The organism is Kitasatospora sp. NBC_01302 (assembly GCF_035976515.1).
Taxonomy (GTDB): Bacteria; Actinomycetota; Actinomycetes; order Streptomycetales; family Streptomycetaceae; genus Kitasatospora.
This window is the reverse complement of the sequence record NZ_CP108404.1, coordinates 180348-195357: the sequence shown is the minus strand read 5'-3', so window position 1 is coordinate 195357 and position 15010 is coordinate 180348. Positions and strand designations below refer to the sequence as shown.

Sequence of the window (15010 nt, the reverse complement as noted above, 5' to 3'; positions counted from 1 at the left end):
TGCGACAGCGCCGCGGTGGCGGCTATCGTGCCTGACCCTTCGTCACTCCTGCTTCTCGCCGGAGGCGAAGCGGGAGATGATCAGGGCGACGATGATGATCGCGCCGTTGAGGAACTGGTTCCACAGCGGCGGTACGCCTGCCAGCGTCATCACGTTGACCACCAGTTGCAGGGTCAGCACGCCGGTGAGGGCGCCGAAGAGGGTACCGCGGCCGCCGTTGAGGCTGACCCCGCCGATGACGGTGGCGGCGAAGACCTGGAAGATCCAGCCGTTGCCCTGGTCGGCGGAGATGGAGCCGTAGTGGCCGGTGTAGAGGATGCCGGCGAAGGCGGCCAGCACGCCGCCGAGGATCAGCACGGTCCAGGTGATCCGGTCGACCCGGATCCCGGCGGCCCGCGCCGCCTCGGCGTTGCCGCCGATCGCGTACAGCGCCCGGCCGTGCCGCAGCCAGGCCAGCGCCGCGCCGCCGACGGCGTACAGGAGCGCGCAGATCCAGATCGCGGCGGGTGCGCCGAACCAGGAGGCGCTGCCGAGGTAGCTGAAGGAGCCGGGCAGGTTGACGATGGACTGGCCCTGGGAGATGGCTACTTGGAGTCCGCGCAGCAGGGTGAGCGCGCCGAGGGTGACGATGAATCCGTTGAGCCGCAGTTTGAGGATGAGGAAGCCGTTGATCGCGCCGATCAGCGCGCCGACCGCCAGGCAGAGCGGGATCGCGGTCCAGCCCGGGAAGAGGCCGATGCCGTTGAATCGGGCGCCGTGGTCGGGTAGGACCAGCCAGACCGCGATCACGGGGGCGACACCGATGGTGGACTCCAGCGAGAGGTCCATCCGGCCGCTGATCAGGATCAGGGCCTCGCCCAGGACCAGCAGGCTGAGCTCGGTGGCCTGTTGGCCGACACCGAGCAGGTTGTCGCTGGTCAGGAAGGCCGGTGAGACGGCGAAGCCGATCACGCCGAGAACCAGCAGGACCGGCAGCAGCGACAGGTCGCGGTAGCGGGCGAGGTCGAAGCGGCGGCCCGCCGCGGTGGCGGCGGCCGGGGGTGCGGCGAGCTCAGTGGTGGGGGCCATGGTCTTCCTTCGTGTCAGTCGTGCCGGCCATGCCCTCCATGGCTGCGACCAGCTGTTCGTCACTCCAACCCGAGGGGAACTGCGCGACGACGCGGCCGTGGAACATGGCCACGACCCGGTCGCAGGCCCGCAGGTCGTCGAGTTCGTCGGAGACGATGACGGCGCTCCGGCCGCTGTCGGCGACCTCCCGGATGGTGCCGAGCAAGGAGTCCTTGGACTTGATGTCCACGCCGTTGGTGGGGCGGATCGCGACCAGCACGTGCGGCTGGGTGGCCAGCGCCCGGGCGATCACCACCTTCTGCTGGTTGCCGCCGGACAGGGCGGAGACTGGCGTCGCCGGTCCGGGGGTCTTGATGTCCAGATCGGTGATCATGCGCTGGGCGAACTCCCGGATGCGGGAGGGCAGTACGGTGCCGTACGGGCCCAACTGGTCGGTCACCGTCAGGGTGGCGTTCTCGGCGACGCTGCGCTGCGGGACCAGGCCCTGGAGGTGCCGGTCCTCGGGGACGAACCCGATCCCCGCGGCCAGCGCCGCCGGCACCCGGCCCGGGCGTACCGGGCGGTCGGCGACCGTGATGGTCCCGGCCTTGGGACGGTGCAGTCCGGCCAGGGTCTCGCCGAGTTGGACGTTGCCACTGGCCGCGGCCCCGGCGAGGCCGACGACTTCGCCGGCCCGGGCGGTCAGCGAGATCCCCTGGTAGGCCCCGGGCAGGTCGAGGTCCGTGACCTTGAGCAGCACGTCGCCCGCGGCGCGGGTTCCTGCGGTGGCCGACCAGGACGGCTCTGCGCCCCGCGAGGCCTCACCGGTCATCGCCTCGACCAGCTCGTGCTGGTCGAGTCCGGCGACCGGGGCGGTGAGGATGTGCCGCGCGTCGCGGTAGACGGTGACGGTGTCGCAGAGATCGTAGACCTCCTGGAGGTGGTGCGAGATGAAGAGGAACGCCACGCCCTGGCACTGGAGTTCGCGCAGCTTGGCGAAGAGCCGCTCGATGCCGCGGGCGTCCAGCCTGGCGGTCGGCTCATCCAGGATGATGAACCGGGCGCCGAACGAGAGTGCCCGGGCGATCTCCACGAACTGGCGCTGTTCGACGGTGAGTTCCTCGGCGCGAGTGCTCGGGTCGACGTCCACGCCGTACTCGGCGAGCAGTTCGGCGGCACGTAGGCGCAGCTGCCGCCAGCTGATCGGACGCAGCGCCCGCGCACCGTGCCGGTCGAGGCCGTGCCTGTTCAGGAACAGGTTCTCCGCGACGGTGAGTGCCCCGATGACCGTGGAGCGCTGGTAGACGCAGGCGACCCGGGAGCGCCAGGCGTCGGTGTCCCCGGGGGCCGGGGCCGGGTCGCCGTTGAAGCGCAGGGTGCCGGTGTCGGCGTTCTGCAGTCCGGTGAGGATGGAGACGAGAGTGGATTTGCCCGCGCCGTTGCGACCCACCAGGGCGTGCGACTCGCCGGGGGCGACCGAGATGCGGGCGTCGCGCAGCGCGACGGTGGCGCCGAAGCGCTTGCTGATCCCGTCGGCCTCGACAACGGGGCCCCGGATGGGGCTGGAGTCCGCCATGGCGGGGATGTCCTTTCCGCAGAAGACCCGAGGGCGGCGGCTTCGAGGGTGGTCGGGTGCCGCCGCACCCGGGGGCATGGGATGACGTGGTCGGGCTACTTGGCGATGTTGTTGGCCCAGAGGGTCTTGTCGTCCACGTTGTCCTTGGTGATCAGCGGGGCGGGCAGTTGGTCCTCCAGTCCGTTGGGCAGCGTGATGATGGTGGACTGGTGGTCGGTGGGGCCGGCCTGGAAGGTCTTGCCCTCGGCGGCGGCCTCGGCGTAGAAGAGCGCGTACTTGGCGTACAGGTCGGCCGGCTGGCTGGCCGTGGCGTCGATCTGGCCCTGGCGGATCGCGTCGAGTTCCTGCGGGATGCCGTCGTTGGAGACGATCGCGATGTGGCCGGGCTGCCCGACCGGCTTGAGCAGGCCCTTCTGCTGCAGCAGTGCGAGGGTGGGCTGCAGGAAGACGCCGCCGGCCTGCATGTAGATGCCGTTCAGGTCGGGGTTGGCGGCCAGCGTGGACTGCAGCTTGGCGGAGGCCACGTCGCCCTTCCAGTCGGTGGCCAGCTCGATCACCTGGATGCCGGGGAACTCGCTCTTCATGCAGGCGGCGAAGGCCTCCGAGCGGTCGCGGCCGTTGATCGAGTCGAGTGCGCCCTGGAGTTCGGCGACCTTGCCCTTACCGCCGAGCTGCTTGCCCAGGAACTCGCAGGCCTTGGTGCCGTACGCCTTGTTGTCCGCGCGGACCACCATGTACACCTGCCCCCTGTCGGGGCGGGTGTCGACGCTGACCACGGGGATCTTCTTGGCGGCGAGCGCGTCCAGCGTGGAGGTGATCGCGCCGGTGTCCTGCGGGGCCATCACCACGGCCTTGGCGCCGGTGCTCTCGAACACCTGGACGTTGGAGACCAGCTTGGTGACGTCGTTCTGCGAGTTGCTGACCGGCAGCGCGTGCAGGCCCTGGTCGGACACGTCGGACTTGATGTACTGCGCGTAGGAGTTCCAGAAGTCGGAGTCGGCCCGCGGCAGGTCGATCCCGATCGCCGGTTTGCCGCCGGCGGCGCTGCTGCTGCTCCGGTTGCAGGCCGTGGCGAACCCCGCCAGCACGACGAGGGTGGCGGCGGTCGCCGCGATTCTGGTGGGGACGCGAGGCTTCATGGTGCTGATCTCCTTGGCTGGGATGCCGGGTGCCCGAAGGGGCAGGGTGGGGACTGGTGTTGTGCGAGACCGCGGGAACCGGCGGCCGTTGTGGTGAGCTTGTTTCCGGAGTTCGACACGTGACCGCCCCCTCGGCCCTCTTCCGAGAGGGGCGGCTGGTGTCGATCTGCGGCGCTCCGCTGGGGCGACGGTGTGAGTCTCCCGCAGTCATCGGATGGATCACGGTACCGAGGACCCTATGAGCCGACAACCTGGCTGGCAAGAGAAGGCCTCTGACGATTCTCAACCGTTATGTCCAGGCTTCCAGCATGTGCCGTGAGATGCGAATGTCCTGCCTGGAGTGCGGTGTTGTCGAACGCCGTGCTCAGTCGAGAAGAGTCATCGGAGGACTTCTTGCAGTCCCGGGCTCTCTGCTCGTATGGTCTGACGGCAGCACAGAGATCCGATGTATTCGGTTGCGCTCGATGGCGGAGGTTCCCACCTCCAGAACGACGGGAGACGAGAGATGAGGCTGCTGCGGCTCGGAAATCCGGGAGCGGAGGCTCCTGCGGTCCGGACCGGGGACGGCCGGACGTTCGCGCTGTCGGGCCTGACCGGCGACATCGACGGGGCGTTCCTCGCTTCGGGCGGGATCGAGCGGGTCCGGCGCGCGCTGGCCGAGGAGGCACTGCCGCTGCTCGATCCGGCCGGGCTGCGCGTCGGCGCCCCGGTCGCCCGCCCGGGCAAGGTGGTCTGCGTCGGGCTCAACTACCGCGACCACGCCGAGGAGACCGGCGCCGCGATCCCGCCGCGCCCGGTGGTCTTCATGAAGGACCCGGCCACCGTGGTCGGCCCCTACGACCGGGTGCTGATCCCCCGGAACTCGGTGAAGACGGACTGGGAGGTGGAGCTCGCCGTGGTGATCGGCCGCGAGGCCCGCTACCTCGGATCCCCCGCCGACGCAGCCGGTGTGATCGCCGGCTACGCGATCAGCAACGACGTCTCCGAGCGGGAGTTCCAGCTCGAATTCTCCGCCCAGTGGGATCTCGGCAAGTCCTGCGAGACCTTCAACCCGCTGGGCCCCTGGCTGGTCACCCCCGACGAGGCCGGCGACCCGCAGCTGCTGGGCCTGCGCCTGGCCGTCAACGGCACCGCACGCCAGGACGGCAACACCAAGAACATGATCTTCGACGTCACCTACCTGGTGTGGTACCTGAGCCAGTACATGGTGCTGAACCCGGGCGACGTCATCAACACCGGCACCCCGGCCGGAGTCGCGCTGGGCCTGCCCGGCACCCCGTACCTGCGCGACGGCGACACCGTCGAGCTGTCCATCGACGCTCTCGGTACCCAGTGCCAGACCTTCGCCAACGCCTGAGAGGCACCGAGTTGTCCGCCCACACCGCACGGATCACCGCCGTCGACACCTACGACATCCGTTTTCCCACCTCGCGCGAGCTGGACGGGTCCGACGCGATGAACCCGGACCCCGACTACTCCGCCGCCTACGTCGTCCTGCGCACCTCCGCGGGCGGCCACGAGGGCCACGGCTTCACCTTCACCATCGGCCGGGGCAACGACGTCCAGGTGGCCGCGATCGACGCTCTGCGCGAGCACATCGTCGGCCGTCCGGTCGCCGAGCTGTGCGCGGACCCCGGATCGCTCAGCCGCGACCTGATCGGCGACAGCCAACTGCGCTGGCTGGGGCCCGAGAAGGGCGTGATGCACATGGCGATCGGCGCCGTCGTCAACGCCGTGTGGGATCTGGCGGCCAAATGCGAGGGAAAGCCGCTGTGGCAGCTGCTCGCGGACGCCGACCCCGCCTGGCTGGTCTCCCAGGTCGACTTCCGCTACATCAGCGACGCCCTGACCCCCGAGGAGGCGCTGGATCTGCTGCGCCGGGGCAAGCAGGGCGCCGACGACCGCGAGGCCGAGCTGCGCCGGCGCGGCTACCCCGGCTACACCACCTCCCCCGGCTGGCTCGGCTACAGCGACGAGAAGCTGACCCGCCTGGCCAAGGAGGCCGTGGCCGCCGGCTTCACCCAGATCAAGCTCAAGGTCGGCGCCGACCTGGCCGACGACATCCGCCGCTGCCGCACCGCCCGCGCGGCGATCGGCCCGGACATCCGGATGGCGATCGACGCCAACCAGCGCTGGAACGTCGCCCAGGCCATCGAGTGGACCAACGCGCTGGCCGGGTTCGACCCGTACTGGATCGAGGAGCCCACCAGCCCCGACGACGTGCTCGGCCACGCCGCCGTCCGTCGCGGCGTCCAGCCGGTCAAGGTCGCCACCGGCGAACACGTCCAGAACCGGGTCGTCTTCAAACAGCTGCTCCAGGCCGGAGCCATCGACGTCCTCCAGCTGGATGCCGCCCGGGTCGGCGGCGTGAACGAGAACCTCGCCATCCTGCTGCTGGCCGCCAAGTTCGGCGTTCCCGTCTGCCCGCACGCCGGCGGCGTGGGCCTGTGCGAACTGGTCCAGCACCTGTCGATGTTCGACTACGTCGCGCTCTGCGGCACCACCGAGAACCGCGTCATCGAGTACGTCGACCATCTCCACCAGCACTTCGTGGACCCCGTGGTGATCCACGACGGCCACTACCAGGCGCCCACCGCCCCCGGTTTCTCCGCCACCATGCACCAGGCCAGCATCGACACCTACACCTACCGCGACGGCGTCTTCTGGGCCGCCGACCGGCTCACCGAGACGGAGCTCAGCGCATGACGAACGATCTGTCAGGTCTGCGCGCCCTGATCACCGGCGGCGCCTCCGGCATCGGACTGGCCACGGCCCGGCTGCTGAGCGAGCGCGGCGCACGGGTGGCGGTGCTCGACCTCGACCCGCGCGGCGCCCGGCCGCCGCTGCTCGGCTTCACCGCCGACCTCGGTGACGACGCGTCGGTGCGCGCGGCCGTCGAGGCGGCCGTCGACGCGCTGGGCGGCCTGGACATCCTGGTCAACAACGCGGGGATCGGCGCGGCCGGCACCGTGGCGGACAACCCGGACGAGCAGTGGCACCAGGTGCTGGACATCAACGTGGTCGGCCTGGTCCGCACCACCCGCGCCGCCCTCCCGCACCTGCGCCGCTCCGCCAACGCGGCCATCGTCAACACCTGTTCGATCGCCGCCACCGCCGGTCTGCCGCAGCGCGCGCTGTACTCGGCGAGCAAGGGCGCCGTCCTCTCGCTGACCCTGGCGATGGCGGCCGACCACGTGCGCGAGGGAATCCGGGTGAACTGCGTCAACCCCGGTACGGTGGACACGCCCTGGGTCGGCCGGCTGCTGGACGCGGCGCCCGACCCGGCAGCCGAGCGGGCCGCACTGAACGGCCGTCAGCCCACCGGTCGGCTGGTCAGCGCGCCGGAGGTGGCCGCCGCGATCGCCTACCTGGCCTCCCCGGCCGCCGGCAGCGTCACCGGAACGGCGCTCGCGGTGGACGGCGGGATGGCCGGCCTGCGGCTGCGACCGGAGCCGCCGCGATGAAGCTCGGATCCAGCCGGGTCGACGTCGGCCCGTTCGCCTTCGGCGCCGCCGCGATCGGCAACCTCTTCACGCCGGTCACCGACGCCCAGGCGGAACAGGCGCTGCAGGCCGCTTGGGAGGTGGGCGTGCGGTACTTCGACACCGCACCGCACTACGGGCTGGGCCTGTCGGAGCGCCGGCTGGGAGCGGCGCTGCGCGGGCGGCCGCGCTCGGAGTTCACCATCTCCACCAAGGTCGGCCGACTGCTGGAACCGCTGCCCGCCCCGGCCGGGGACGACCTGGCCGACGGCTTCGCCGTGCCGGCGACCCACCGGCGGGTCTGGGACTTCAGCGCCGACGGGGTGCGCCGCTCGATCGAGGCCAGCCTGCAGCGCCTGGGCCTGGACCGGATCGACCTCGTCTACCTGCACGACCCGGACGACCACGTCGAGCAGGCCCTGACCGATGCCTACCCCGAGCTGGAGCGGCTACGTGCCGAAGGCGTCGTCGGCGCGATCGGTGTCGGCATGAACCAAGCCGCCGTCCCTGCCCGGTTCGTCCGCGAGACCGACATCGACGCCGTCCTGCTGGCCGGCCGCTACACCCTGCTGGACCAGAGCGGACTGGCCGAACTGCTGCCGCTGGCCGCCGAGCACCGGGTGGCGGTGGTGGTCGGCGGGGTCTTCAACTCCGGCCTGCTCGCGGACCCCAGGCCCGGCGCCACCTTCGACTACACCGCCGCTCCGCCGGAGGTCCTGGCCCGGGCGCTGGGCTTCAAAGCCGTCTGCGAGCGGCACGGCGTGCCGCTACGTGCCGCCGCGCTGCGCTTCCCCTTCGGGCACCCGGCGGTCGCCGGCGTGCTGGTCGGCGTCCGCAGCGCGGCAGAGGTGAGCGACGCCGCCGCCATGCTGCGGCTCACCCTGCCGGCAGCGCTCTGGCAGGACCTGAAGGCGCACGGCCTGCTGGCCCCCGGTGTACCGATGCCCGAGGAGGCGAGCTGAGTGCACATCGCCCTGTTCATCACCTGCTTCAACGACACCCTCTACCCCGGCACCGGCCGGGCGGTCCTGACCGTGCTGGAACGCCTGGGCCACACCGTGGACTTCCCGCAGGAGCAGACCTGCTGCGGTCAGATGCACTTCAACACCGGCTACCGGCCGGACGCCGTCCCGCTGGTCGCCCGGCTCGCCCGCGCCTTCGCCGGCTACGATGCGGTGGTCACTCCCTCGGCCTCCTGCGCCGGCATGGTGCGGGAGAACCACCCGGTGCTCGCCGAGCGGTACGGGTCCGCCTCCCTGCAGCAGCAGGTCGCCGAACTCGTCCCAAGGGTCTACGAGTTCACCGAGTTCCTGACCGACGTCCTCGAGGTCACCGAGGTCGGCGCCCGGTTCCCGCACACGGTCGCCTACCACCCCACCTGCCACTCGCTGCGCGGCCTGCGCCTGGGCGACCGGCCGCTGCGGCTGCTGCGTGCGGTCCAGGACCTCGACCTGGTGGAACTGCCCAGCGCCGACTCCTGCTGCGGCTTCGGCGGCACCTTCGCGGTGAAGAACGCCGACACCTCCAGCGCGATGCTCGCCGACAAGGCGGCCGGGGTGCTGGCGAGCGGTGCCGAGGTGCTCTGCGCCGCCGACAACTCCTGTCTGATGCACATCGGCGGCGGCCTCTCCCGCCAGGGCAGCGGCGTGCGGACCATGCACCTGGCCGAGATCCTGGCCGGCGCCGAAGGGGAGGAGCGATGAGCGACCGCGGTGTGGTCTGGCTCGGCTCGCCGTCCTTTCCCGAGGCGGCCCGCACCGCGCTCGCCGACCAGCAGCTGCGTACCAACCTGCGGCGCGCCACCACCACCATCCGCGACAAGCGCCTGGCCGTCGCCGCGGAACTCGACGACTGGGAGGAGCTGCGCACCGCGGCCGAGGCGATCAAGCGCCGCACGGCCCGTCACCTCGACCGGTACCTGCTGCAGCTGGAGGAGGCGGTCACCGCCGCCGGCGGATCCGTGCACTGGGCGGGCGACGCCGCCGAGGCCAACCGGATCGTCGCCGCTCTCATTCAGGCCACCGGAGAGCGCGAGGTGGTCAAGATCAAGTCGATGGCCACCCAGGAGATCGGCCTCAACGAGGCGCTCACGCGCGAAGGGATCACCGCCTACGAGACCGATCTGGCCGAACTGATCGTGCAGTTGGGCGAGGACCGCCCCTCGCACATCCTGGTACCGGCGATCCACAAGAACCGTACCGAGATCCGCGACCTGTTCGCCGCCGAGATGGCGCACTGGGGCGAGCCGGCCCCCGAGGGCCTGAGCGACGATCCCCGCGAACTCGCCGAGGCGGCCCGGCGCCACCTGCGCAAGAAGTTCCTGGCCGCCAAGGTCGCCGTCTCGGGCGCCAACTTCGCGGTGGCCGACACCGGTACGGTCACGGTGGTGGAGTCGGAGGGGAACGGGCGGATGTGCCTGAGCCTGCCCGAGACGCTGATCACCGTGATGGGCATCGAGAAGGTCGTCCCCACCTGGTCGGACCTGGAGGTCTTCCTGCAGCTGCTGCCGCGTTCCTCCACCGGCGAGCGGATGAACCCGTACACCTCGACCTGGACCGGGGTGACCGAAGGCGACGGCCCGTCGCAGTTCCACCTGGTGCTGCTGGACAACGGACGCACCGACACCCTGGCCGACACCGTCGGACGGCAGGTGCTGGCCTGCATCCGCTGCTCCGCCTGCCTGAACGTCTGCCCCGTCTTCGAGCGCACCGGTGGCCACGCCTACGGCTCGGTCTACCCGGGGCCGATCGGCGCGGTGCTCACCCCGCAGCTGGTAGGAGTCGAGCAGGCCGCCTCACTGCCGTTCGCCTCCACCCTCTGCGGGGCCTGCTACGACGCCTGCCCCGTGAAGATCGACATCCCCGAGGTGCTGGCCCACCTGAGAGCCGAGGTGGTCGAGGCCAAGCGCCACGCGCTGAGCCCGGAAGCCCTCGCGATGAAGGCCGCCGCCACCGTGCTGGACTCACCCCGGCTGCTCTCCGCCGCGCAGAAGGCGGCCTCGCTCGGCGGGCGGGTGCTGGCCCGCGAGGGCAGGATCGGCCGGCTGCCCGGACCGCTGCACGGCTGGTCCGACACCCGCGACAGCCCCGCGCCCCCGGCCGAGTCGTTCCGGACCTGGTGGCGCAAGAACCGAGAGGGAACGCCGTGAGCAGCCGTGAGACCGTCCTGGCCCGGATCCGGGGCGCGCTGGCCGACGTCCCCGCCGAGGAGGGACCCGAGCACGTCGCGGTGGAACGTGCGTACCGGCGCAGCCACCTGGAGCCGGGGCAGGACCCGGTGGAGCTCTTCGCCGAGCGGGTCGCCGACTACCGGGCCACCGTTCACCGGGCCGCCCCCGAGGACGTGCCCGCGGTGATCGCCCGGGCGCTGACCGAGCGCGGCGTCGGCCGGCTGGCACTGCCATCCGGGTTCCCCGCCGAGCTGCTGCCGAGCGGGAGCCGGCAGTGGCAGCCGGAACCCCTGACGGTGCCGGAACTGGACGCGCTGGACGGCTCGGTGACCCTGGCGGCCGTCGGCATCGCGGTGACCGGCACGATCGTGCTGGACGCGGGCCCCGGCCAGGGCCGGCGGGCGCTGAGCCTGGTGCCCGACTACCACCTGTGCGTGATCCGCGCCGAGCAGATCGCCGACGACCTGCCCGACGCGCTCGCCCGGCTCGACCCCGCCCGACCCCTCACCTTCATCTCCGGACCGTCGGCCACCAGCGACATCGAACTCGACCGCGTCGAAGGTGTGCACGGCCCGCGCACCCTGGACGTCGTCATCGTGGAGCAGTCAGTGGAGCAGTCATGAGAATCGCCCTGCACACCCGCGTCCGCCCCGACCGGATCGAGGAGTACGAGGCCGCTCACCGCGCCGTCCCCGCCGAACTCGCCATCGCCATCCGGGCCGCCGGGGTCTCCTCGTGGACCATCTGGCGCAGCGGCACCGAGCTGTTCCACCTGCTGGACTGCGAGGACTACGGCCGACTGCTGGCGCAGTTGGAGCAGCTGCCGGTCAACATCGCGTGGCAGGCCCGGATGGGCGACCTGCTGGACGTGGTGCACGACTACTCCGCCGAGGGCGCCTCGGCCGGACTCCCGGTGGTGTGGAACCTGTGACGCACCACAAGATCGTTGACTCGCACCACCACGTCTGGGACCTGGCAGTCCGTCCGCAGCCATGGATCTCGGGCCCGGCGCTGGCCCCGCTGGCGCGCTCCTTCTCCCTCGCCGACCTGGCACCCGAGGCCCGCGCGGCCGGGGTGAGTGCGGCCGTGGTCGTGCAGACCGTCTGTGTACCCGAGGAGACACCCGAACTGCTCAGACTGGCCGCCGACGACGCGCTGGTGGCGGGCGTGGTGGGCTGGACGGAGCTGACCGCCCCCGACATCGCGGACAGGCTCGCCGAGCTGCGTGAACTTCCCGGTGGCAGGCGACTGGTGAGTATCCGTCACCAAGTACAGGAGGAGCCGGACCCGAACTGGCTGCTGCGCCCCGAGGTCCGGCGCGGTCTGCTCGCCGTCGCCGCCGCCGGGCTCGCCTACGACCTGGTCGTCACGCCGGAGCAACTGCGGGCCGCCACCGCCGCCGCGGCCGCCCTGCCCGGACTCACCTTCGTCCTCGACCATCTGGGCAAACCGCCGATCGCCAGCGGAGCCCTGGGAGCCTGGGCCACCCGGCTGCGCGGCTTCGCCGCCCTGCCCAACACGGTCGCCAAGCTCTCCGGCCTGCTCACCGAGGCCACCCGCGGCGGCTGGACCCTCGACGACCTGCGGCCCGCCGTCGACACCGCCGTCGAGGCCTTCGGCCCGCAGCGCCTGCTGTACGGCTCCGACTGGCCGGTCTCCACCTTGGAGGCGCCCTACAGCCGGGTGCTGGCCGTCACCGAGGAGCTCACCGCCGGCCTCGCCCCCGGCGAGCGGCAAGCCCTCTTCGCGGGCAACGCGATCCGGGTCTACCGGCTCGCCGGGCACTGACGGGGGAGTGGGGGCAGTGCTGCCGCCACTGGCGGTCCCCTCCTACTCCAGGGCGTTCCGCAGCCACTGCTCCACTCCCGCGACGTGCACCGTCGCCCAGGAGCGGGCGACCTCGGGCTGGCGGGCGGCGATCGCGGTGTAGATCGCGCGGTGCTCCTCGGTGGTGCGGGTGACCGCGCCCTCCTCGGTGATGCCGCGCCAGACGCGGGCCCGGGCCGTGGGACCGGAGATGCCCTCGATCAGCGAGCAGAGCACGGTGTTCCCGGCGCCGGCCGCGATCCGGCGGTGGAACTCCAGGTCGTTGGCGATCAACTCCTCGAGCGAGGGCTCGGCGGGCAGGCGCTCCAGGACCTGGGCCAGCTCGGCGACGGCCTCCTCGGACATCGCCGTGGCGGCCATCGCGGCAGCGGCCGGTTCCAGGATGCGGCGCACCTCCAGGAATTCCAGCACCGTGTCGTCCTGGTGGAAGTCGACCACGAAGCCGAGCGCGTCCAGAAGCAGGTGGGGTTCCAGGCTGGTGACGTAGGTGCCGTCGCCCTGGCGCACGTCGAGCACCCGGATCAGCGAGAGCGCCTTGACCGCCTCGCGCAGCGAGTTGCGGGACAGACCCAGCCGCTCGGCGAGGTCGGCCTCCTTCGGCAGGCGGGCCCCGGGGTACAGCTCGCCGCCGACGATCATCGCTTTGATCTTCTCGATCGCCTCGTCAGTGACCGGCACTGGCCCCACCCTCCAACGTCATATGGTCCCTTCCGCTGCCCGCAGACTAGACCACCTCGTAAGAGGTCCCATGTTATCCGCCCTTCGAGGCGGGCAGTCGCCGGATTCCCTGGGGTATCCCTGGGGCTCTTGTCCGACACATCCGATGTATGGGTGGTTCGTGCCCGCGGCCGTGAACGTTGGTCTTCGCAGCGGGTGCTGGTGCCCGGTGCGCGTGTCCGGTGCGGTGGGATTCCTGTGGGGGATCTGGTGTCACGGGGTGACGATGTCGAATTCCACGTCGCGCAGTGGGCTGATGGCGTCGTCGGCGCTGCTGAGGTGGACCCAGCCGCCGGTCAGCTGGCTGTGCGGGGCGGCCGTCGTCGCGATCCGCACCGGAAGCAGGACGGTGGCCGTTCGCAACGCGCGCAGGCCTGGGGGGAATGTGCAGGTGACGACGGTGCCCTGGGCGCTGGTCGTGCAGGTCGAGGGGAAGGTCGCGCCTGGGGTGGTGGCGCCGCCGGGCAGGGTGATCCGCACGCTGTGGGGCGATGCGCTGGTGTCGGGGCCGTTGTTGACGACGAGGACGTTGACGGTCGTCGTCCCGCCCGGGGAAGTGGGTGGGGCGGTGACGCTGACCACGGAGTAGTGCGAGTTGGAGGGTGTGGCGGCCAGGGCCGGTGTTGCGCCGACCGCGCATGCGGCGGCGACCGCCCACAGTGCCGGCTGTCGGCGCGGGTGTGGAGCGCGGGTCATGGACATCACCTTCCTGTCGGAGATTTCAGCTGGGGGGGTGTGTGCGTGCTGCTGCGGGCAGTACCGGGCCCGCCGCCTTGAGGGGGTGCGCTCAGCGGTACACGCGCACGTAGTCGGCGGCCGATGTGATCGGTGTGGTGTTCTGCGGCGCGGGGTGGTAGGTCCCGGCGTCCACCGACAGGTTCAGGATGAGGTAGGCGGAGAACGACGTGCCTACGCCGGTGTTGTCGGAGAAGACCTTGACGCCGTTCACGTACCAGTCGACCGAGCTCGCGCCGTAGACCAGCCCGATCACCACCCAGTCGCCGGGGGCGACCCCGGCGGCGTCGGTGTAGTAGTCCTGGGAGTTCTTGATGTGGTTGGTCAGTTCCAGCAGGTTGGGGTTGTCGGGGTGGTACTCGTACTTGTCGACCTCGGTGTCCCCGTTGCGCCAGCTCCACAGCGCGGGCCAGGCGCCCAGGCCGGAGGGCATCTGGACCCGGGTCTCGATGTAGTCGTTCGTCCGGACCTGGAATCCCTCGGACGAGCCCTCGGTGGTGAGCAGCCCGGTGTCCCACGCCCGCTTGCCGTTCTCCAGGGTGTGGGAGCCGGGCTGGGCGGTGAAGGTGGCGACCCCGCCTGCGACGTTCACCGCGGACTGCTGCAGCCAGTCGAGTTTGTCGTCGTTCGGGTTGTGGTTCCCGTACTGGTAGGCGCTGGTGGTGGTGCCGATCCAGCGTGTTCCGTAGGCGATGGGCTGGTTGAACTCCTCGTCGAAGGTGAGGGTCTTTCCCTGGGCCGGGTTCGAGGGAGCCCCCGATGGCGGAGCCACCGTCAGGGACTGCGAGGACAGGTTGTGGTAGCCGGTGCTGTCCAGGTAGTAGCCGAACTCCGTGTAGGTGCCGGCGAGGAAGGTGCGTGCGCCCGAGGTGTACGTGAACCCGGACGGGCAGATGGTCACGTTGCTGAGCGAGTTCGGGAAGTCGAAATTGCGCCCGGCCGAGTCGCGTACGGCGATTCCGAGTTGTTGCACCGTGGTGCAGCTGGTCGAATGCACCTTCAGGGTGGCGGTGGTGGAGATCCCGGGCGAGGCGCTGGTCGGTGCGAGGCTGTCCTGCGTGATCGTGGTGGCCGCGTGAGCCGGCCCGGGGACGGCGAGGACGATCACGAGGGCTGCCGAGGCGGCTGTCGCGGCAGACCTGATACGGGCGAGTGTGCGCAAGAGGGGCGATCCTTCTTCGGGGAGGCGGGCGCAGGCGCGGTGCGAAACGAGCGCCCCGGGAGGAAGCGCAGTGTGTTCCAGTAGCCGTGCACGGGATACGGAGGCTCCGCCACCGGCACAGGAGGTGACGCACATGCGACGATCGGCTGTATGCGA

Annotated in this window: 15 protein-coding genes; 9 read left to right on the top strand and 6 right to left on the bottom strand. The window is 71.1% G+C overall.

The window, feature by feature from the left end; translation table 11 throughout:
• Positions 1-42 precede the first annotated feature (42 nt).
• The 3 genes from OG294_RS00975 to OG294_RS00965 form a co-directional block, all read right to left on the bottom strand.
• Entirely contained in the window at positions 43-1068 is a 1026-nt protein-coding gene (locus tag OG294_RS00975; RefSeq protein WP_327064424.1) for an ABC transporter permease, read from the bottom strand.
• Positions 1052-2623, bottom strand: a complete 1572-nt coding sequence (locus OG294_RS00970) for a sugar ABC transporter ATP-binding protein (RefSeq protein WP_327064423.1) — start codon at positions 2621-2623, stop codon at positions 1052-1054. Before OG294_RS00970 ends, OG294_RS00975 begins: the two co-directional genes overlap by 17 nt.
• Positions 2624-2718: 95 nt before the next feature.
• On the bottom strand, positions 2719-3762 hold the full coding sequence (locus tag OG294_RS00965) for a sugar ABC transporter substrate-binding protein (protein WP_327064422.1): 1044 nt from the start codon (positions 3760-3762) through the stop codon (positions 2719-2721).
• A gap of 505 nt (positions 3763-4267) precedes the next feature.
• Between OG294_RS00965 and OG294_RS00960 the strand changes: the two genes are divergently transcribed.
• From OG294_RS00960 to OG294_RS00920, 9 genes are read left to right on the top strand one after another with little or no spacing between them, the layout of a single operon-like run.
• On the top strand, positions 4268-5119 hold the full coding sequence (locus tag OG294_RS00960) for a fumarylacetoacetate hydrolase family protein (protein WP_327064421.1): 852 nt from the start codon (positions 4268-4270) through the stop codon (positions 5117-5119).
• 11 nt (positions 5120-5130) lie between these two features.
• Positions 5131-6468, top strand: a complete 1338-nt coding sequence (locus OG294_RS00955) for an L-fuconate dehydratase (protein ID WP_327064420.1) — start codon at positions 5131-5133, stop codon at positions 6466-6468.
• On the top strand, positions 6465-7226 hold the full coding sequence (locus OG294_RS00950) for an SDR family NAD(P)-dependent oxidoreductase (RefSeq protein WP_327064419.1): 762 nt from the start codon (positions 6465-6467) through the stop codon (positions 7224-7226). Before OG294_RS00955 ends, OG294_RS00950 begins: the two co-directional genes overlap by 4 nt.
• The gene (locus tag OG294_RS00945; protein ID WP_327064418.1) at positions 7223-8206 is read left to right on the top strand and encodes an aldo/keto reductase; all 984 of its coding nucleotides are present in this window, start codon (positions 7223-7225) and stop codon (positions 8204-8206) included. The genes OG294_RS00950 and OG294_RS00945 overlap by 4 nt, the downstream gene beginning before the upstream one ends.
• Complete coding sequence (locus tag OG294_RS00940) at positions 8207-8947, top strand: (Fe-S)-binding protein (protein ID WP_327064417.1); 741 nt, start codon at positions 8207-8209, stop codon at positions 8945-8947.
• Positions 8944-10392: a LutB/LldF family L-lactate oxidation iron-sulfur protein gene (locus OG294_RS00935; RefSeq protein ID WP_327064416.1), complete on the top strand. Its 1449-nt coding sequence runs from the start codon at positions 8944-8946 to the stop codon at positions 10390-10392. Before OG294_RS00940 ends, OG294_RS00935 begins: the two co-directional genes overlap by 4 nt.
• On the top strand, positions 10389-11036 hold the full coding sequence (locus OG294_RS00930) for a LutC/YkgG family protein (protein ID WP_327064415.1): 648 nt from the start codon (positions 10389-10391) through the stop codon (positions 11034-11036). Before OG294_RS00935 ends, OG294_RS00930 begins: the two co-directional genes overlap by 4 nt.
• Positions 11033-11344, top strand: a complete 312-nt coding sequence (locus OG294_RS00925; RefSeq protein WP_327064414.1) for an L-rhamnose mutarotase — start codon at positions 11033-11035, stop codon at positions 11342-11344. The genes OG294_RS00930 and OG294_RS00925 overlap by 4 nt, the downstream gene beginning before the upstream one ends.
• Positions 11341-12201: an amidohydrolase family protein gene (locus tag OG294_RS00920; RefSeq protein WP_327064413.1), complete on the top strand. Its 861-nt coding sequence runs from the start codon at positions 11341-11343 to the stop codon at positions 12199-12201. Before OG294_RS00925 ends, OG294_RS00920 begins: the two co-directional genes overlap by 4 nt.
• Before the next feature lie 42 nt (positions 12202-12243).
• Here the strand turns inward: OG294_RS00920 and OG294_RS00915 are convergent, their stop codons facing one another.
• The 3 genes from OG294_RS00915 to OG294_RS00905 form a co-directional block, all read right to left on the bottom strand.
• Positions 12244-12918 (bottom strand): FadR/GntR family transcriptional regulator, encoded by a 675-nt coding sequence (locus OG294_RS00915; protein WP_327064411.1) that lies wholly within the window; start codon positions 12916-12918, stop codon positions 12244-12246.
• Between the two features lie 252 nt (positions 12919-13170).
• Entirely contained in the window at positions 13171-13653 is a 483-nt protein-coding gene (locus tag OG294_RS00910; protein ID WP_327064409.1) for a hypothetical protein, read from the bottom strand.
• Positions 13654-13744: 91 nt separating this feature from the next.
• On the bottom strand, positions 13745-14854 hold the full coding sequence (locus tag OG294_RS00905) for a glycoside hydrolase family 16 protein (protein WP_327064408.1): 1110 nt from the start codon (positions 14852-14854) through the stop codon (positions 13745-13747).
• Positions 14855-15010 lie beyond the last annotated feature (156 nt).